The sequence below is a fragment of the Xylanibacter ruminicola genome, from assembly GCF_900107775.1.
Taxonomy (GTDB): Bacteria; Bacteroidota; Bacteroidia; order Bacteroidales; family Bacteroidaceae; genus Prevotella; species Prevotella ruminicola_C.
This window is the reverse complement of record NZ_FNRF01000003.1, coordinates 234,234-255,581: the sequence shown is the minus strand read 5'-3', so window position 1 is coordinate 255,581 and position 21,348 is coordinate 234,234. Positions and strand designations below refer to the sequence as shown.

At 38.4% G+C, this 21,348-nt stretch carries 17 protein-coding genes; all 17 read right to left on the bottom strand.

Annotation, left to right across the window (positions count from 1 at the left end; translation table 11 throughout):
- Window positions 1-11: 11 nt before the first annotated feature.
- On the bottom strand, window positions 12-1,124 hold the full coding sequence (locus tag BLU97_RS08595; protein ID WP_074761131.1) for a phosphonoacetaldehyde reductase: 1,113 nt from the start codon (window positions 1,122-1,124) through the stop codon (window positions 12-14).
- Window positions 1,115-2,236: a phosphonopyruvate decarboxylase gene (gene aepY / locus BLU97_RS08590; protein WP_074761130.1), complete on the bottom strand. Its 1,122-nt coding sequence runs from the start codon at window positions 2,234-2,236 to the stop codon at window positions 1,115-1,117. Before aepY ends, BLU97_RS08595 begins: the two co-directional genes overlap by 10 nt.
- Complete coding sequence (aepX, locus tag BLU97_RS16370; RefSeq protein ID WP_074761129.1) at window positions 2,236-4,245, bottom strand: phosphoenolpyruvate mutase; 2,010 nt, start codon at window positions 4,243-4,245, stop codon at window positions 2,236-2,238. Before aepX ends, aepY begins: the two co-directional genes overlap by 1 nt.
- Before the next feature lie 28 nt (window positions 4,246-4,273).
- Window positions 4,274-5,473: a glycosyltransferase family 4 protein gene (locus BLU97_RS08580; RefSeq protein ID WP_074761128.1), complete on the bottom strand. Its 1,200-nt coding sequence runs from the start codon at window positions 5,471-5,473 to the stop codon at window positions 4,274-4,276.
- Window positions 5,470-6,687, bottom strand: a complete 1,218-nt coding sequence (locus BLU97_RS08575; protein WP_254771689.1) for a glycosyltransferase — start codon at window positions 6,685-6,687, stop codon at window positions 5,470-5,472. The genes BLU97_RS08580 and BLU97_RS08575 overlap by 4 nt, the downstream gene beginning before the upstream one ends.
- Window positions 6,668-7,804, bottom strand: coding sequence for a glycosyltransferase (locus BLU97_RS08570; RefSeq protein WP_074761127.1), 1,137 nt, complete (start codon window positions 7,802-7,804; stop codon window positions 6,668-6,670). The genes BLU97_RS08575 and BLU97_RS08570 overlap by 20 nt, the downstream gene beginning before the upstream one ends.
- A 98-nt stretch (window positions 7,805-7,902) precedes the next feature.
- Window positions 7,903-8,943 (bottom strand): acyltransferase family protein, encoded by a 1,041-nt coding sequence (locus BLU97_RS08565; RefSeq protein ID WP_074761126.1) that lies wholly within the window; start codon window positions 8,941-8,943, stop codon window positions 7,903-7,905.
- A 16-nt stretch (window positions 8,944-8,959) separates the two neighbouring features.
- Window positions 8,960-10,231, bottom strand: a complete 1,272-nt coding sequence (locus BLU97_RS08560) for an O-antigen polymerase (protein ID WP_074761125.1) — start codon at window positions 10,229-10,231, stop codon at window positions 8,960-8,962.
- Window position 10,232: 1 nt separating this feature from the next.
- Entirely contained in the window at window positions 10,233-11,396 is a 1,164-nt protein-coding gene (locus BLU97_RS08555) for a glycosyltransferase family 4 protein (protein ID WP_074761124.1), read from the bottom strand.
- Entirely contained in the window at window positions 11,393-12,730 is a 1,338-nt protein-coding gene (locus BLU97_RS08550) for a lipopolysaccharide biosynthesis protein (RefSeq protein ID WP_175456344.1), read from the bottom strand. The genes BLU97_RS08555 and BLU97_RS08550 overlap by 4 nt, the downstream gene beginning before the upstream one ends.
- Window positions 12,687-13,286 carry an acyltransferase gene (locus BLU97_RS08545; protein ID WP_074761122.1) on the bottom strand — a complete coding sequence of 200 codons (600 nt, stop codon included), beginning with the start codon at window positions 13,284-13,286 and terminating at the stop codon, window positions 12,687-12,689. The genes BLU97_RS08550 and BLU97_RS08545 overlap by 44 nt, the downstream gene beginning before the upstream one ends.
- Window positions 13,287-14,133: 847 nt before the next feature.
- Entirely contained in the window at window positions 14,134-14,625 is a 492-nt protein-coding gene (locus BLU97_RS08535) for a hypothetical protein (protein WP_074761475.1), read from the bottom strand.
- A gap of 203 nt (window positions 14,626-14,828) precedes the next feature.
- A complete protein-coding gene (locus tag BLU97_RS08530; RefSeq protein WP_074761120.1) occupies window positions 14,829-16,079 on the bottom strand; it encodes a hypothetical protein in 1,251 nt (416 codons plus the stop codon).
- Complete coding sequence (locus tag BLU97_RS08525; protein WP_175456343.1) at window positions 16,057-16,440, bottom strand: hypothetical protein; 384 nt, start codon at window positions 16,438-16,440, stop codon at window positions 16,057-16,059. Before BLU97_RS08525 ends, BLU97_RS08530 begins: the two co-directional genes overlap by 23 nt.
- Window positions 16,441-16,502: 62 nt before the next feature.
- Entirely contained in the window at window positions 16,503-19,865 is a 3,363-nt protein-coding gene (locus BLU97_RS08520; RefSeq protein WP_074761118.1) for a hypothetical protein, read from the bottom strand.
- A gap of 235 nt (window positions 19,866-20,100) precedes the next feature.
- The gene (locus BLU97_RS08515; RefSeq protein ID WP_074761117.1) at window positions 20,101-20,331 is read right to left on the bottom strand and encodes a hypothetical protein; all 231 of its coding nucleotides are present in this window, start codon (window positions 20,329-20,331) and stop codon (window positions 20,101-20,103) included.
- A gap of 189 nt (window positions 20,332-20,520) precedes the next feature.
- On the bottom strand, window positions 20,521-21,342 hold the full coding sequence (locus BLU97_RS08510; RefSeq protein WP_074761116.1) for an abortive infection system antitoxin AbiGi family protein: 822 nt from the start codon (window positions 21,340-21,342) through the stop codon (window positions 20,521-20,523).
- Between the last annotated feature and the right edge of the window lie 6 nt (window positions 21,343-21,348).

Sequence of the window (21,348 nt, the reverse complement as noted above, 5' to 3'; positions counted from 1 at the left end):
CAACATTCTTTTTAATGAACAATCTTCTCATAAAGGCTATATGCCGTGGTCTCGCCTATCCTCACAGGATTATTCTTTAGCCTTACAGAATTGACTGAGGTTGACAACACCTTCAGTTCTTCATCTCGATTAACAGCAACGGGATTGACCAGTTTCATTTCATCCATCATCTGCCGAAACATGGCAATAGCATCTTTTGGTGAATTACATCCCATCGCAGCAGAAATTTCAACAAATATATCACTCAAATAATCTCTTCCACGAGAGTCTATGCACTTATTCATATTGGCAATCATATATTCCCATATCTCAGGCAATCCTACCGCCACTGCATGTCCATGAGGTAATTTATACAGTGATGTAATCTTATAGCTAAAAGCATGGGCTGCAGTAGTGGCTGTTATATTTATAGCCTTACCACCATAGTTAGCCGCCAGCATAATCTGCGCTGCAGCCTCATCATCATTCTCGAAGATATACTTATACCAATTGCCCATAATGAGTTCAATTGTCTTTCGGCTGTACTCATTGCTTTCTTCTGTAGAATTAACTGACCACCAAGATTCTATGCCTTGGCATAATGCGTCCATCATAGTACACTTCTTCTGGTATAATGGGAGTGTCTTCAATACTGATGGTTCCAGGATAGCATAGTCTGGCAAGACACCATCGTTAGTAACCGTCTGCTTGGCTCCCTCGAAATACATCACAGCATTATGGGTGGATTCAGAACCTGTACCAGCTGTAGTAGGAATAGCAATGAAAGGCATCTTGGCCCCATCACACTCTACACATTTACTAACCAAAGGTGGAATAAGTGTAGCATTACCTTCTTTTGCCAACACTGCCAATTTAATACACTTTGCTACATCAATTGCACTACCGCCACCTACTGCCAAGATGCTATCGCACTTGGTTATATGAAAGAGCTCAATGCCTTTGCAAACATCCTCATAGACAGGATTAGGTGTAAAGTCTGAGAAGAGGACATAAGGTTTACCCATGTTCTCTATGTCATGCTTAATATTCAGAAAAGGATAAGAAGAGTCGCAAACAACGAATACCTTGGTTGCGCCTTCCAAAGCCTCACCCAGATGACAAATACCGTTATATATTACTTGCATAAGAATTCCATTAATGCTTCCTTGTTCTGGATTGGTGTGGTAGTAGGTCGGCCAAGATCCTTACGATTTCCCTTCTTAACCTTTACTTCCAAAAATACAGGACCATCTTCAAGATTAGAAAGTTGCTTCTGCAAGTCATCTTTGTTATCCACTGAGAATATCTGCTTATAACCTACAGCCTTTGCTATAGCAGGAAAATCAATCTTCAAGCCCACCGTAGGCTGGCCACCGACTGAATCGTGAGCACCATTGTTAAATACTACATGCACATAGTTCTTCGGAGCTTTATTGGCAACAATAGCCATACTGCCCATGTGCATAATGCTGGCACCATCACCATCAAAGCACCATACCTTTCTATCCTGTTTTGCCAAAGCAATACCAAGAGCAATCTGAGAGGCGTGCCCCATACTTCCAACTGTCAGGAAATCACGTTCATGACCTTCGTTCATCGCTGTACGATACTCGAAGAGTTCACGAGAAATCATACCCGTAGTAGAGACAATGCAGTCTTTCTCACCAAGAGCTGCAGCAACAGTCTGAATGGCCTCTTCACGCGACATCGTAAGGTCGTTCTTCTCTACATTCTGGAGTGTGTAAGCATCGAAGGTATCCTTCTCTATTACAATTGCATAACACTGCTTGGTAGCCTGCATAAAGGCTACTGCCTTCTTTATCTGGGCTTCAGCCTTATCCTCTTCCTTGCTCAGAACAATATAGTCTATGCCCATTACATTGAGCAGACCTGTAGTTACCTTACCTTGCTTGACATGCTGGGGTTCATCGTGGACACCAGGTTTTCCACGCCAGCCAATTACCAAAAGAACAGGGATGTTATAAACATCGGGATCTGTCAGAGAAGCGAGCGGGTTAATGATGTTACCCTCGCCAGAGTTCTGCATATAAACAACAGGAATCTGGTTGGTTGCCAAATAATGGCCTGCGGCTAAACCCATAGCGCCACCTTCGTTAGCTGCAATAATGTTATGGGCTGCATCAGCATGATCGGTGATGTATGCACAGAGATTCTTCAGCAAAGAATCTGGAACGCCAGCATAGAAATCAATGCCATAGCTAGCTAATGTATCATAAAAAAACTTGGGACTAATCATTACTCTTCTGGAATTAAGGTGATAATTTCTTTAATTGACATACACTTATCATCACACTCTTTAGCACGGTGGTTCTCAAGGATAGTACGTGCTGCATCCTGCATAGCAGGGAAGCCGGTACGTGTCAATTGGTTAGCATAGATAACAACATTCACCCCACGCTCCTTAAACTCTGCCTCAGTTACAGTATTGAAGCTGGTAGGCACAACCACGATAGGAGTGGTGCTATTCTTCTCACGGAACTTAGCCACGAACTCAAAAATTTCAGCAGGATCTTTCTTGCGAGAGTGTATCATGATAGCATCAGCACCAGCCTCACTGAAAGCAAATGCACGTTCCAGTGCGTCTTCCATTCCCTGCTCCAGGATCAGTGACTCAATACGAGCGCAAATCATGAACTCCTTGGTTTTCTGGGCCTTCTTACCTGCACGAATCTTCTCACAGAAGTCAGGAATAGCGGCCTGTGTCTGCTTAACCTCAGTACCAAACAGACTGTTCTTCTTCAAACCTGTCTTGTCCTCAATGATGACCATGCTTACGCCCATACGCTCCAGTGAACGAACGGTATAAACAAAATGCTCAGTCAAACCACCCGTATCTCCATCAAAGATGATAGGTTTGGTGGTCACTTCCATAATATCATCAATGGTACGGAAGCGAGAGGTCATATCCACCAGCTCAATGTCAGGTTTACCTTTGGCGGTAGAATCGCAAAGCGAACTTACCCACATGGCATCAAACTGATAGGTTTTGCCATCCTGAAGCACCTTGGTATTCTCCACAATCAGACCCGTGATACCGCTGTGAGCCTCCATAGCAGTAACAAGACCCTTCATGTTAATGAGCTTGCGCAAGCGACCTCTACGAACATCTGGCATTGAAGCCTCTGCACGATGTGCTGCATCCAACTCCTTATACATGGGGTTGTTACTATAGGGGTACTCAACGAGTTTGCCACCATAAGTTGCAAGAACTTCGCACACTTCCTGACGAATAGGCTTTTGGAAACCTTCGCACCAATCATTACCATGAACCACATAATCGGGTTTCAAAACTTGAAGATTCTCCTTATAAGAGAGCGTTTTCTGCTCTACAACACGCTCTACTCCGGCCATATTCTCAAAGAGTGCTTTGCGCTCTGCAAACGGAATCAACGGATAACGCTTGAAGCTGGAAATTGCTTCATCGCTGAGAACACCAATAATCAGACGGCCCAAACGACGAGCCTTGTTGATAATAGCTACGTGACCACTATGAATGTACTCCGTAGAGAAGCACATATAAACTGTACGCTCATTGATTTCCTTCACACGCTTGCTGACAATTTCCAAGTCCTCAGGAGTATCAATCTCTGCACAAAGCATGTCCTTTACATCGCAAGGACAAATCTTGCAACGGTTACTCACCTCATTAAAAGCATTTTCTGCATAAACCTTTCGGTTATCATTATCGCAGAACTTCTCGATGTTTGCCAACCATACCAACCAATCCTCTTTCTTAATCTTGTAAAGGGGCTGTGCTGCCATTGCATTATCGAAGAACTCAATGCCAACCTTCTCTATCTGTCCGTCCTTGATGACAGCCTTGAAGTCCTTCTCCGGAAGAGGAAGTGTACTGCTGACAGCCATACAGGATGTGGGACTATCTATGATCGCCTCCATCACCTGACTCTCAAACACCAAGTCTCCATGCATCAGAATAATATCATCTTCCTTCAGCAACTCCTTGGCGCAATAAATAGAATAAATATAATTGGTGGTCGCATACTCAGGGTTGTTGACGAACATGAATTTCAAAGGCAAATGCAAGGCATCGCAATAGTCAACAAGTATCTGATCGTAATAACCTGTGGTCATCACCACTTCTTCGACTCCGAAAGAAACGAGCATCTTAAGTTGACGGCTTAGAATCGTGTTCTTAAACGAAATCTCTGTCATGCATTTCGGGTGTTCTTTCGTAATTACACCCATCCTGTGGCCAAGGCCACTGTTAAGAATCAATGCTTTCATGTTTTTCTTACTTTGATTTTTCAAAATACTATTGTTTTATGCAATTCTTTATAGCATCACACACCATCTTCAGATTGATAGCACGCGTAAGATGAGTCTCGGCAAAGATACGACTATTGCTCCCCATAGAGATGCGCTTTTCAGAAGGAAGAATTGCAAACTTGCGAAAACCTTCAGCCAATGCATCAATATCATCAGGTACCACAGAAAGACCACAGTCAGCCTCATTGATATAACGTGTGGTGGCACTCATCTGATCAACGCTCGCAATTACAGGCTTTCCTGACAACATATAGGAGGTCATTTTCGAAGGTAGACACAGATTTCCATTCCCTTTTGGGAGTGCCAACACCAATGCACTCGCATCTGCCTGCACCTGAGGAATCTCCGAACGTTTCACGAAATCGAAACGGACATTCTTCAATCCCATATCTTTCACCATCTTTACGCAGACATCTTTCTGGTTACCACCACCATAGATGACCAGTTCCGAATTGGGAAGATTAGCCTGTGCAAAGGCCTTAATAATCAAATCAACATTTGCATGAAGATTGATACTGCCAGTATAGACGAATCTCTGTTTATCTGTTATATGAGCAGGCTTTAAATCCTCAAAGTCTTCATCATTCTGCCAGTTATTCACTACCAAATATTTATCTCCTGGCAATTTTCTGGAGAAAGAAAGATAATCAGCCATCTCGACTGATATGGTTCGAATAAAGGCAGCATGCTTCTGATAATACTTGTCGATAGGCATCAGTAAAGCCATTGCTAAAGTTGTTATTAATGAAGGATAATGCTTATTGGTGAACAAACATTCTGGATATATGTCCTGAATAGCAACTGTATAAGGTATTTTATACTTGTTGGCGGCTCTTGCTATGATATACACCCCAAACAATTGCCATGGATTATTATATATGAAAGCAATTTCCTTGTGATGTTCTTTAATATATTTTGCGCATTTACACCCAAAATCTACACTTTCCTTAAATCGACCGACAAGGATCGACTGGGGATGAGTATAAGAGTCAATGAGTATGGTCTCAAACGGTTCATCTCCCATCCCATGATAGTTAAAATTCATTCCTAAAGGCCGAGTAGGATACGGTCTGAGCACTGTTACTTCATATTTATTTGACAGTTCTCTCGCCATATCATAGTTCATCAGAGCTGATGTCACCTGTTCAGGTGGAAATACGGCACTTATAATTAAAACCTTTTTCATTTGCTTATTAAATAATCATACAACTGTAGATAAGCATCAAAACACCTATCCTTATCGAATAGTTCAACAGCCCTTTTCCTGCATACTAATGATGGTTTTGGATTATTTGTAATTTTCATAATTGCGCTTGCCAATTCTTTTACATCCCCTTGTTTGACAACGATACCAGTTGTCTCGTCAACAGCTTCTGGTGAACCACCCGTATTATATGTAACAACTGGAGTCCCACAGGCCAACGCTTCTAAATTTGTTGTTGGGAAATTATCTGAATAAGTAGGATTAATAAAAACCGCAGCCCGGTTATAATACTCAACAAGTTCTTCAACATTTGCAGTTCGCCCCATCCCCACAATATTTATAGGAATTTTAGCCAACTCATCTTGATGCAGTCCTATCATTACAATTTGATACTCGTCAGGAAGTATCTTTGACAACGTCACAAAATCATCCAATCCTTTACGACCAGAAAATCCATTGCTACTAACTCCTAGCACCATTTTCTTTGTATCCTTTGCCTGATAATTTGTAAGTATACGAAAAACATTCAAATCTATCCCATTATGAATCACATGAATAGGATATTTTCCCATAAATGACTTTCTGGTAAGTTCTCCCAACCAGTTAGAGACAGGAATCATTGTCAGATTCTTCAATGAAGTAAACTGTTCTTTCTTCTGTTGGAAATTCTTTCGTGAACGGTCAGTCAGTGCTTTAGGATAATTTACAAGATTCTGGCATTCATAACACTGCGATTTCCATTTCTCACAATTTACCATATCAAAATATGTGCAATGACCTGTAAAAGACCAACAGTCATGCATTGTCCAGACAACAGGAACATCTATACTTGCCAAATACTTGAACAGGACAATATAATTGATATAATAACCATGAATATTATGCAGATGAATCAAATCTGGTTGATAATCAATAATCATTTGCACCAACCGCCTGGTCTCAATTGTTGAATGAAGGCCTTGTCGGTCAAGTAGCAGTGCCCATAACGCATGCCACCTCTCACCAATTTTACTACTAAATGACATTGACTTGAGCCTACTTATGCGCGCATAGCGCACACTATGAGCAACCTTTACTTCCCACCCACTCGATTCAGCAAGAAGTCCTATCTGCTCAACAATTTTTCCGGTTGAGCCAAAATTCTTAGCAGGATTAATTAGTAGCAGTTTTGGCATTTTAAATTTTCTTTCTTTCATCAAACGACCTTAAGAAGGATCTGACAACCTTGCCTGTATCAAACACTTCTTTATATATCTTAGAGCTAACCTCCCCCATTGTTGTCCACGATGACCTTAATGAAAGGAACTCTTCAAATTTTTTCTTTATTTCCAAAGGTTCCAATGGTGAAAATGTCAGTCCGTTGCTTCCTTCCTTGACAGCCTCAAAATGGTTTCCACAATGATTGGAACATAAAATAGGAAGATGAAAGTACAGAGCTTCGACTAAACTCAAGGGAGATGGATCTGAGAAAGATGGTAGCACCAAAGCATTAACACTATTATATAGTTCACTCATTCTTTTTGAATCACAAAATCCAGCCATTATGATATGACCTTCCAATTTGTTCTCTTCAATGTATTTCTTATAAAGAGACATATCTTCTCCATCGCCAGCTACTATAAATCGAACTTTTCGTATATTATCTATACCAATAGACTTAAAAAAATTAAGTCCACCCTTCACTCTCTCAATTACTCGAATTGGCATAATGAAAGAAGGCAATTGTTCATCTACGCGTTTGGTGCTGTCATATCTCAAGTCAGAATCATCTATCGTATTTGGCAAATGAATATAGTGTCGACCTCCTATGTTCCATTTTTCAAAAGTGATTTCTGACATGCGTCCTGGAATAATCAATGCGCCATCAATAGAATTAAAAACAGACCTTTTTAATATCCATTTCAACTTTGTATTATTCTTTTTTGTCCATTCAGCAGTATAATTCGCTTCTGCCCAAAAGAAAAAACGTTTACTGGTAAGATGAAGTTTCTTTGCAAAACATAACAACATGATGTTAGGATCCTGCCATGCTACTGCAAGAATAACATTTTTAATATTTTTATTAGTTAATATTTTCCAAATTAAAACAGGATTGAAATGTGCCCTATAACTACCTATTTGAAAGAAAGCGCCTTTATTATCAACCCAATTTGAATATTTCCTTTCTAACTTAGAAGTATCCCAGCTCCTGTCTGGTTCTGTGTTATCCATATAAAAAACAGAGAAATTGTCAGAATAGTTATTCAACATATTAAAAAACCTGTTTCTATATGGTGAGATAATGTTTTGAACAAAAACTGTATTCTTATCCATAATAATTTACTAATTACATTCCAAAAGATAGATTTATAATTACATCAACATTAAATGGTTCAAATAACAAATCATACTAAATAAACAGACAGGAATAATCACTTACCTAAAAGTATAGGCATCCGTTTCTTCGCTAATATAATAAGAGGATAGCAAATTATCATTACAATGCAAGCACAACACAACGGACGAAAAGGGTTCGAAAAAAAAGAAGTGTTTTGAAAAGCCATCTTAAAAAATCCGATGATAATTCCATGTATTCCTAAAATTAACAAAGTACCATCAGAAATAACGGTAACAACAGAAGTAATCTTATTTCTCATAGTCTTAATAGTACTTGCATTGATGTCATATTTGGAATTAGGAGACGTGAACCTCATAAAAATATTTATCAAGAATAAAGTCATCGGTAGCGTATTGATAATAAACAAAACGAAATTCTTTCCATATTCACTCAGCATTACATTAACGGGGCCATTAATTGAAGAAAGAATAAGTGAAGAAGCGAATAAAAGAACAAGCCATATTTGGGACAAACTAAACAGTCTCTCACGTTTTTCCACACTCATCTCACGAACATAAATACCTAAATAGAAAAAAGGGAAACAAACAATTGCCTTTATAAGGTATATTCTAGATATGAATTGTGTCTGATTGGGGAAAAGAGCCAAAAGCACCCCGTAAAGTATTATTACAGTTAATGATAATTGTAATCTGTATAAACTAAAATTTCTAAATATTTTCAAATCACCAGCATAAAGTCGTATTAATAACAAAACAATTAAGAACCAATAACCAGGGAAACTGCTTTTTGCATTCACCGACAAATCAGAAGTTAATAAGCCACAAAATGTTTCCGAAATGTATCCACTAATGAAATGGCCCTCAGTCTGATAATTGATAAATTGCACCTTGAATAACCACAATAAGTAATATATAATGAAAGGAAAAACAAACGATTTAAGTAATTTCTTTGGCTCACGATTATGATACAAAAATCCTGACACCATAAAAAAAGCGGGCATATGAAACGATGATAAGACAGCTCCAACTATTCCTTGTTGAGAAGAATGACCAAGAACCATTAAAAAAATCAGGGTAGCTTTTAGATAATCTACCCAAACAAATCTTTTTTTCATATACTTTATCGTTATGCTAACACTTGTGTGAATAATTTACCACTTTATTAATTAATCGAACAAACAATAAAGGAAGGCAGATGAAATAAAGAAAAACATTTAACTGCATTGATAAATATCCACGGGAAACAATTACATAAGTAAATCCATTAAATATTGCTAGAGTAATTATAGCTACCATAGAATCGGGGTACTTCCTATAAAAATTCCAAAATCTTCTAGCCAACCATCCTACAAAAATGCCATTTATAATAATGCCTATCCACGAAAACGCCATGAAAGCTTCTACAAATCCCATATATGCAGAACCTGCATTCCCTCTCATGGCAAAATCAGAACCTTCAAAAGCATATTCTGCCTTAGGTTTCCATGGGAATATCAATCTGGGAAGAGGAAAACAGATTGCGTTTATAATTGGATCAAAATAATCCAACCTTCCACTCTCCTGATAACGCCCAATCATTATTGCGGAATAATTATAAACATGGTCTGTTTCACCAGCTTTTTTTGTTATAACAACTTCCTGAATGGATTCTGCACGAAGTCCACTTCCATAAGATCTAGCGACATCCATTACATTAAATAAAATATAAAATACGAAACCAACAAAAAAGACAGGAACAACTCTAATTTTACGAGACCTATCGTATAAATAATATGTGGTAAACATTGAAATAACTAAAATGACTATCCTGTATCTAAATCCTGAAACAATATATGTAACCAATGTTATCCAGAAAATAATGATAAAAAGAATTTTATTTTCTTTAAATCGAGCAATCAGCAAGCTACATGAAGTCACAAATAATGAAATTGTAGATGCAAAATAGTAATTTAATCCTTGTTCATCCCAAAGCGTTTCAGATATATCCGAATCATTTATAATAATATTGAACCTAAAACCTCGTATTGGGATATAGCATGCTAATGCAATAACAAAGAGGATAACAGCGAGCTTCTTATAGTTTATTTTGTTAAAGCAGTCAACCCATTTCCGTTTATTTAAGTGAAGACTATAATTTAGTGTATGGAATCCAAACAAAATGGACACAAAAGACAAAAGTGCCGCAAAATGAAATAAGGAGACATATGGAGCAGAACTAATCCCATTAAGAAATCCATCAGTCTCAAACATTGGAATAACACAATAATATAAGTACGTCAAAGACAAGAAGGTAATTGGCGACCAAAGTTTTGTTTTATCTTTAGCTAAATATGATGCAATTATATGCCATATACAAATTATTGCTAGCACTAAATTTAATATCAAGGCTGGAGTATTTTCCATATTATGAAGCTATTGTATTTAAGTAAAAATTAATCAATTTCTCTCCATATGACACATGTCTATATCTTATATAGTCTTCTATATTATCAACAAACTTATTATATAGATCAAGCTTACACATTTGCCGAATAGTATCTTCAATGCATTTTACTTCCAAACTTGTTACTAGTCCGAAATTCTCAGCCTTGATATCATCTTTATTTCCGACCGCTTCTGAAACAATCACTGGTAATCCCGTCCCAATCATTTCGCCCACAGCAAGAGAATATGCATCAAAACGGCTAAGATGAATACCCACATCATACAGTTTCAACCGGTTTTGCAATTCTACCTTTGGTACTAAGCCGTGAAAATAAATATTTGGTATCCCCTTGTACTTATCAAAGATAAACTCTTGGCCGTTGACAATACTACCATAAAGATGAATGTTCAACTCAGGATTCCTTTCGAAAAAATCGAGTAATAAATCGGAACCTTTCTCCAATGATATTCGCCCTGCATAAACAAACTCTTTTACTATGGTACGATGTCTTTTGGTATATGATGAGCTTACTGTTATACCATAAGATATTATATGATACCTCTTGTCCTTATAAATTCTTTTATATGAATCTGCAACATATGAAGATGGTACAAGTATGTCATTTGCATTATTTACAAAATCTGCCTGATTCTGCGCCATATTAAACAATTGCATCGATTCGGGCTCAATCCCATATTTTAAATAAACAGACTTCATATCCTCATAAACAGACTTAGGATGAGGCATATGAATGTCAGCGAATGCTAGGGTTCCAGGATGTGACTTAACATATTTTATTATTTCATAATCACCATATTCTGGCCAATAATGAATGATACGTACTCTTTTATTCTTGAAAATACGCCTTAAATGCCTATCAAATATTAGAGTCTCATCCCAATTCTGAGCAAAAGGAAATCTGAATTTATACCTACAGAGGTTAACTATTGTTAGTTTCCATGAGCAAATAGCATTTTTGGATACTGTCGTCATCTTTTTGATGCCGAACATTTTTTTTATCCACACAGGAAAAACCTTATAAGACAAAAAAAGAAAACTCAATCTGTCTTGTTTCAAAAGTGCGTTGTAAATTTGCATCGAATGGTCCGGACGAGCAACTATAAGAACATCTATATCTTTCATATTAATTTAATTACTTTATCTTTATTATACCCTCTATATAACAAAACTACGAAGATAAAAGCCGCAATATTCTGAGAAATAAAGAAAGAATATAATGGCGCCATACTTAATTTTATCATAACAAACATGATAACTATCCAAGCAACATTCCAAACCAATGAAACAACAAATAGATATGCTTGATGATCCTTTAGTATTAAATCAACCCTGTATAGACTTGCCAACATGACAATCGGTATTCCAATATTTGAAATAATCATAACTGGCCAATCTAAAACGTACTCTTTACCATATAGAAAAAGAATCGGTTGTGACAATAATGACAAGAAAAGAAAAAGTATAATTCCAATTATAAAATATGATCTTTCAATTCTCGAAAATTGAGAATAATATTCACTGTATTTTTGTTGAGCATTTAGTTCACCGGCGAATGCTAAATAGGTATTAGTAAAATAACCAGGTATTAACATTGCAAGATTTCTTACTTGCATCATCGCTGTCATACTACCAATTGCACCCATACTTTCTGATTTTGATAAGATTACTTGTGCAATCCAAAGAGTTGGTGCCTCTATAAAAGACATAAAGAAAATTGGAAGTATCATTGTCAACAAAGCGCCCCCCTGCTTATAAAATCCATTTAATCTATAACAAATTTTTCTCACAGAACACAAACGATTAATAACGAAAAAGCTAATTAAAGCATATAATAGATAATACAATATAACTCCATACATTGCCCCTGTCAATCCGCCTTGTTTGATCCCTATAAAAACAACTAATAGATAAAAGACAGATGATGCTGTTTGGAGTAAGCCTATCAACTTAAATTTTTTTAAACCTCTCATTATACCTTCAAATAAAGGCTCCAACATAAAAAAAGGTAACAACAAACCAGAAATCCTAAAAAACTTAACAACAAAAGCTGTACTAAATATATTCAGAAGAAAGGATTCAGGTGCGACAACTAAAAAAAAACCGATGATGGCACAAATAAAAAAGGAAAACAGAAATAGCAAAAACAAACGGTGTAATGACTCAATTGAAAATTTTGCTTCTGTCGTAAATTTTGTACACAAAGATGAAAAATTAAGAGCACAAATGCATAATATAACATTTAAAGTATTACGGACAAAAGAGAATTCCCCAAATTCTCCCTTACTAAGAAGATTAGAACATAAGAATGTGGTAAGGACAAGAAGCACTTTAGAAGCCCCACTGCCTAGGAAAGTAGCAGCGAATCCCTTCATCAAATTGGAACCTCTTAGTTTTTCCTTCAAAACCTTAATATCAGTCATGTTTTCTTGATTTAAATGTTTTTTTGTAGGCGTCATAGTCTCCATGCAGGAGTCGTTCTACTATTAAATCTTTATGAACGGTTTTTCTTCTTTTAAATTCTATAGCAGGATTACCAGAAACCACAGATAGAGAATCGACATTCTTTACCACAACGCTACCTGCAGCAATAACTGCACCCATCCCTATTTTTCGGCAGCTAGGCAAAACCAGAGCATTATTAGCCACCCACACATAATCTTCTATTTCCACTCCATAATACTTGGGTTCCCATTCTGTCGAATTAATATTATGTGATACCGTTATCACCTCTGTTCCGGAACCAATAATCACATAACTTCCTATTATCAATGGCGCGCGAGTGTCTAATTTATCCGTATTAATAGACACATGACTTCCTATCTTACAATTACTATTCAATTTCTTTGCAAGAGATTTTGGCATTGTTACAAAATCACCCACCTCTGCACCATTTTTACGGGCAATATCTATTATATGCCTATATTTTATATGTTTAATATATCTTGAAATAAGCCCTCTGTAATACGAGAAATGAGATTTACTCCAAACATAATTTTCATAAAAAGTAGCCATATTGGGAAATTAATTTTTGAAATTGAATCTTTTTTTATTCAAAGTAAGCAGCCAATTCTGACATGTAGCCCCAAAAGGTTGCCCTTCTTAGGTAACTAAAGTTAAAATCGACTATTTTTTTATTATTATTTAATTCTTTATTTTATGCCAATTGTCATTGGAAGCAGGTTCTTTGCAAGCAAAGCGGCAAAGCCGAGCGGGCATAGTCACTACGACCTTAAAACTTTGCTACAGAACATAATTGAATATTTAAAATGTCAGTGCCGCTCGACCTTGTTGCTTGGCTCATCCAAGAAAGGTATCTCATTTTATTTTTTCTTGTAATACGTCAAAATTGACTGCTTACAGTTGGTAGCGATGAATGCCATCACCTGTTCGTACTGCATCTGACAGCGCTCGGATTGAGTCATAGTGATATTATGCCATCAAACCAAATTAGATATCATATCGTCAATAGTCTCTTCTACTTTAAAGTAGGATCGACGAGCTGCATCATACAAGAACTCAGGTTCATTACGTGTACCGCTACTTCCGCCAGAATAAGTGTCTATAATCTCTCCATCCTTATTCTTCAAATGTAGCGCATAACCAGGTTTGTTGCTACAGTTCCCAAAAGAATCATAACTAGGAAAGCATCGCACCGATAGCATATTTTTGTTTATAACAGTTTGATACTCGTTAGAGACGCTTGTTGTTTCCCATTTTATTCTACGCTCCTCTGTTGCATCTAACAAAGCAGAAATTAAACGTTGATATTTTGATGAAAGCGACATGGTAGGAAATGCAAATATGTATCAGCTAGTGGTCTCATATCAAGGATCATTTGTGTCCCATTTTAACGGGATACTTATGACTTATACTCTTTTTTCTTAGATTCCATCTCTGCTTTGAACTTCTCAAGTTCCTGCTTATCTTGAATTAAATTTAATAAGATATCATCCTTTTTCAATTTTGTTTTGCCACAGATATCCTTGCGAATACTAAGAACGAACTGAAGATACGCATCGAACTGCATTGGAGTATTTGCTTTTTCCAACCAGTTATTAAAATCTCGGAACACTTTATCAGAACCATACATAAAGATGTCTCGCTTTGATTCCAGCATCCTCATGTTAACAGTCTGTGCGTCAGTTTCTTTTTGTTTTTTAACATCTGCAAGCACAGAATAGAAAGTTGTTATTATGTCGGCATAAGCCTTATGTTTCCTTTCTGACAATTGGCTCTGCAGTATTTTCATCTCTTCCACACGGCGCTTGTATAGCCAGCCAAGAATCACCAATAATGCAGATAGGATTATTGACACAAATTGCAAAAAGTCTTTTGAAAATATTATATCCATAAGCAAAATCAAATTCAACAACATTTATAGCACAAGCCAGTGTCGTGTTACATAAATTAGCAAAAGAATTCAGATGTTACCTGCCAAGAGGACAAACACAGTCACACATCCCGTCAAAATTTAGTTTCGACGCATCTATCGTAAGCGAACTTGCTTCGTATGATGCTAAATTCTCTTCCATCGTTTATCGGTTCTATTACATATTAATCATACTTTAACTCATGCATAATAACATGCTTTGCAAACTCTGCCGAAGTGTACATGGCATAATCTTGGAAGTCATCGGATTTCTCTGTGTCGGCATAGTCGGAAACTGACTTTACGAGGACGGTGTACTGGGGTCTGGGATGCGCACTGTTACTGGCTGCATAGAACACGCCAAAACCTTCCATCTCTATACCTAACAGTTTACGACAATGCACTTGTATCTTATCAACCTCCTCCTTACGTGATAATACCGCAGGTACTGAAGCTATCGGTCCCAAATGCAATTGTAAGCGTGTTTGGGGCTTACCTGCCGTATACGCATAGCCCTCTTCGATATTGTTCAGTAATGGTCGGTCGGACTTGAGCCTTGTCACTATGGCTTGCACGTCTGTATCCAACGGCAGTTCATGATAATCGGGATAGAAGATGGCATTACCTTCCTCGTCTGTCTTGATTTTGCCACTGGCCCCATCCCAGACTTTCTTCGCCACAAGAATGTCGCCCAAGTTAGCTTCTTCTCTATCTACCGCTGCGGCTATTCCTGTCATGAATAGATACCTTGGACGGAAATAATACAGCAACTTCGATGTCAGAGCAGAAGAAGCAGTGCTCGCCATCTGCAATGCATAGCAGGTTACGATGCGTATGTGTTCGCCCCTATCGTTCACGACTGTTTTTGTATAGAATGTAGTGGAATGGTCGGAAGGGAACTCCACAACTTGCCATTCTTGTGCACCGAATGAAGCACGCACTTTCTCGTTTTCTGATAAAAGAGCATTAATTATCGCCACATCAAAATCATACACTTCCTGATTCCGTACACTCTTCTGGGCTTTCAATAGAAAGGATATCTTATTGCTGAGTTTGGTTTTCCAGTCATCCTGGCCCTCTTCATATAATATGTAAGCCAGTAAATAGCTGTCGAAGAATGCACGATACTTAGGGTCAGCATCTAACCAGCGTGTTATGCCCACAATATTATAAGGCATGAGCAGATCATCATCAGAACTCAGATCCCTCAGAAATGACACTGCATTGTCAGGAGAAGGCTCTTCGCCAAAACGAATGGGAATGTACAAATCCAGGACGGCAAGGTCGTACTGGTTTTTTGACACGAACTCCTCTGCCTGCTCGATGCAGGTAGCCACATCAACGAACCTTGGGTTAATCTCATTGATTGTACCCAGCAACTCTTTATACTTAGCCACCTTTGTGGCATCATCATCAATCAGTAAGATTCTCAACATATTCTATATATTCTTTAAGCCCCTGTCTCCAAGATTCAGTATTTGTACTATACTTCACATAACCCAGATAGTTCTCACCACAGAGTTTACCGATTCTTGCAGAAATCTGGTCTATCGTCTCGTTGTTGAAGGTCTCGTATTGAGTAATGACTGCACAACGGAACTCCACTTCTTCGTCGAGTAATTCTTTCACAATAATCTCGCCTCCATTCTTGTAGGACTTACCGCCGTCACTCTTCTCCGTAATATCAAAGTTAGGGATGGTCATATCAAGCAGTATCAAGTCGTACTGGTCATCGACAGCAGCCTGAACACCACTTTCCACAGAACGTGCAGTGGACACATCTATCATTTTATTCATACTTTCTATATATGTGATGATGTCATTTGTCTTATGTTCATCATCTTCTACCAATAATATCTTCATCGCTTTATCGGGTTTATCTCAATGTCAACGTTTACCACAAAGTGCTGGTCTTCAACAGCATTACCATAAGTGTTTTGGGATGAGCCAAGATGATAATAAACAGCATTGTAAATCTTCGAGCAACCGGTATTGCCCTCATCACGGGTTTTACCCGTATATATTTTTTCTTCCAGTTTTGAACTTATCTCTTGTATCTTGGCTATCAACGATGCCTCATCTTCCTCCCTAATGGGATTACTTACCTGAATTTGTAAATAGCCTTCGTTTTCTGCAACTTTTATCTCACATTCTCCATTCAACCTATATTTCTTCTCATAGACAAGTGCATTGTTCAGAATATCGTGGAAGATATCGTACAAAGTTCCAAAGTAGCGTCCTTGAAAGGTAGTTGCGCTGTTGTCAGTGACACGGGTTTTGAGAATGTTCTTGTTGTTGCGGTTAATAAAACCTATACTGGTATCGATAACCTGACCTATGGTGAAGTCGAAATCAACATAATTGCTGCGTTTGAACCACTTGGTGACTATCTGGAAGTCGTTCTGAATTCCGTTTTGGCAATAGCTGACGGCATCATTGAATAAGTTGACACCAGGATTGTCTGAGCCAATTACATTCAGCACGTCACGCTGAAGGGTGTGAAGATTGTTAAGCATTTCCGTCTGAACTTCAACGAGTTTTTCTCGCATCGTCTCTAAACAACGCTCTGTATGCTTCCACAGATATTCTATTATCAAATCATAACATGCATCAAAACTGTTTAATGTCTGATTCATCAGTAGCATATCGATGACTCCATCGAAAAATCTCTTATCAAAATCGAAACAACCTTTTTCCTTTTCTTTGTGGTCTTCGGTCTTTACCTGCACATAAGAGTCTTTGATGTCGGAAATGATAGCATCGGTGCATTTGGAAAAAGACTCAAAAAGTTGCAAGCATTGGAGCGTCCGGCTATCTCGTAATTCAAATTGTGAGCCTACCCAAAAATCATTATGAGCATAGTTGCCATTGATGGTATTCGTGACCAGATTACGTTCCTCGAAATGATTGCGGAGCTGATTGACCAATGTGCCGTGACGAATACGGGTGCTCAGATAGTTGTCAAGGCCAAATTTAGGGTTGAACAGGAACTGATTGCGGATGGCAAGGAACAACTGCGTCATCACATCTTTGCGATAATTAACCATTTCCACCTTACCACTTGCATCCCTTAATTTTCCTGTTTCGTCAATTTCTGAAAAGTTTGTTGGCAGTCCATGACTATTGAAAAGATTATAAATTTCACTCATGACTATGTCGTGATAAGCTACCTGATTCGAAGTATTGTCAAACATGTCATATAAGTCACGGGCTTCTTTTAACTCATTATCCTTGATACTTCTTACATCCACATAGATTTTGCTCTCATCGACTTGATTGTTAAGATCCATTATCTTAATATCACGGCAGATAGAGGATATCTCTTCATTTATTTTCTTGTCCTGATAGTAATCATAGAGGTTGGAGCATATTGCACTTCGCTCCTCCATCACCTGCTTGACGCTCTTAAAGCGAAGCACATGGAGGGTAAGCACCTTGACAACCGCCACATTCTCCAAGAAATAGCGTTGCTTCTCATCGCCAGTAATCTCAATCTCTGATGCGCGTTGAACGCCGCAGGTCTTAAGGTACTTCTTGTAAATGAAATACATAGACTCTGCATCTGCTCCAACCATCTCGGCAAAGATGGACAATTCGAGGGGTATCTCACGGGCGATGTCCTTATTTTCGAGAATACCGATAATGGTATCTTTGTTTTCGAACCCTATAACCAGAGCGGCATCATGCAGTCGGCTCTCCACATAGAAGCGAATAGCCTCCTGGTAATGTTCCAGTCGAATCAAGTGATTGAATATGAACGACGCTACCGCGTCCTTCATATAAGGTGGGACATCGTTATTATTGAATCGTTTCTCAAGGAACGGATAAGCGGTGTCGCGGTCGATACCTGCTATGGACAATTCCATATAATCATCAGTCAGGTTGACTGGATGTTCGTTGAACAGTTGTTCCCATACATCAGTACCCCTTGAAAGGGTGCGGATGTATGCTTTGCGGTCATCCTGCTCTTCAAACATACAGGCATCAACGGGCGAATGATACGGCAAACATTTCCATGAGGTATCGTACAATGAATAGATGTCGTCCGTCTCTATTCCGTCGAGAAGCGACAGCATGTACCGCACACCTTGTATGTGGTATTGTGAACGGCAGATATTCTGTAGTCTTCGTTTATGGAACGACTGGTTGTTTTTGTGAGAGAGTATCTCAAAATAATGATAGCCTATCTTCTTGGTGATATCACTCTCGTTTGATGGCTGTTCTATGGTGCCGCCACAGTGCAACAGACTTTTCAGATACAGACTGTATACCTCAAAGTCATCCGCATTTCTCTCGAAATACGGTTTTGCCTTTTCTTGCACAGACGCATAGTCTGCTTGCAAATAGTCGTTTAATATAGTCTGTCGTTCGTTATCCACGACTAGATTTGTTCCTATTTTGAACAGGTAGCACAGCTTATTGAGATATTTGTCCTTGATGCACGCATTCAGCTCACTGAGGCAATGTCTCACAGATTCGTCATTGAGGGTCGCATCCTCCAAATTTGGAAGGAAATTGATCAGGTTGTTGTACAGGTCGATAATGGAAGAATTCATATCCGTACACATCCAAATACCTTCTTTGAAGCCCAGATAAGGCATACTGTGAGAAATAAGGTAGTTGTTAACAAGTTCGCTATCGGCGGCGGATTTCGGCCATAGCACGCGCTTCACGTCTTCCAACAGGAAATCGAGCGACGAAGAGCGGAACGCACAGTATATTAGACTCTGAACGATAGTATGGTTCTCACTGAAGAGCCTGTTGTACAGGTTACTACAGGCCTGAAGACCTTTGTCAAGGCGCTCTATCTTAATAAGGTAGCACGCTGCCCAATAAGAGTAGCTGACCGTCTTATTTATCTTCTCTATGAAGGTACGGGCCTGTACATAGTCGCCCCTTAGCACTGCACAGTCTGCCTGGTATTTAAGTTCAACGTACTGGTTGATAAGATCAGCATTTCGCTTAATGACGTATGCCTGAAGGCCTACGTATTCTTTTATCGGACGATGAGGCTGAATGGAGCTACTATAGATTTCAGAGTAGTTCTTGCGCCTCAGATATGACAAGGACAATAGTCCGTGGTACAAACTTCTGCTTCTATGATAGATAAGTTCCAGCTCGTCAAATGTACACTCGTCAAGCATACCTGAAAGCACACCTTTCTTATTGGTGTTCTGTGTATTTAGATAGCTCAACCATTTATTTACCTTTGCTTTGTCCATTGTCAATTACTTTCAATTTTGAATAATTTGATTGTTACCTTTATCTATCACGCGCCGCCGCTTCCACGTACTGTGGTGCTTGTGCGGCTGTTGCCGCATGATTTCTCTCCTAAGTTAGGAGAGCAAGAGGTAATCTCAGCCTCCCTTTTTAAAAAAAGCAACAACCGCTTTAATTAGCGCAAGACACTTTTGAGCTATGCATTTCCCCTTCGCATATAGGAAATCTAGCATTATTTCATTTGAATTGATTCACTCTCCGATATTTTTCATCCAGTGCTATCAAAGCCTCAAATTTCTCCTTTCTCTCTATAGGAAGTTCGCCTTTCGACATGAGTTTGATGTTTCTACGAAGCCAATGCCACAGCAATCGCTCCTCAGCATAGTATTTTGATGGACGTCGGTGGTTGGTTGCAATGAATGCCATCACCTGCCCGTACTGCATCTGCCAGCGCTCGGATTGGGTCATTAGGAATACTTGTGACTGTTACGCTTTTGTTATATTTTCAATATGCAGATTCAAATCTATAACGCCTTATACTACTGTTTTGGGTAATCTCTTTATTCAGCCCCTGCAATACGTCATTTTTTCACGCTTACAAAACACCCCATCTAATAATCCCGGCCGGATTAACCTATGAAAAATCTGTCAGAATGATTACTCTACCTTATTATTTTTCATCTCTTGAATCATCAATTCCACAATACTCTTTCTTCCTGTAATCAAGTCCATTATTGGATTGTCAGATTCTTGAACATAAAGTTCATCGTGCTTTATACCTATAAAATCTTGACGCACTTGATTCTCTGTAAAGATACTAATCTGAGAGTTATCACACCCTCTCTTTTGTAATTCTTCTTTAACCTCGTCAATGTTCTGCTCATTATATACAACGATGAACTTTATGTCTACCCACTCGAATGGAACACCCAAATCCATCGACGAACTATTTGAGTGTTCTTCCTTATATTTACCATACTCAGACTCTGTTAGTATTGGCTTAAAATTTCCTTTGTAGAGTTCATCCATTGTTGGACATTTCCGATATTCGCGTTCGTCATAAAAACGATAGTTACGATAATTCTTCTTTGGTAAAACGCCCTCAACGAATTTAACATATGACAAAATATCAAAAATCGTCTTACGTTCTTCTAACGATTCTGCTTTTTCAAGTCTTTTTGCAATTTGTGTGAGAACATCTGATTTTCCCAAACAATACCAAACAGGGTTCAAGCCATTTCTTTTACCCCAGTCTAAGGACAAACCTATTGCATAATTACCATACTTTCCAAGAAAAGAATCCATCTCGGAAAAAGGTAAGTCACATACACTAACCATCGGAATGGCAAGTTCATCCTTTTTTGCCTTAACAAATATAGATTCGCGGCTATATCCATATCGGAGACGTTTTTCTTTCAAGATGGACATCAGTCCCTTCTTATCTGTCTGATGCCAAAGAATGTTTGAACTTAAACCCATAATAAA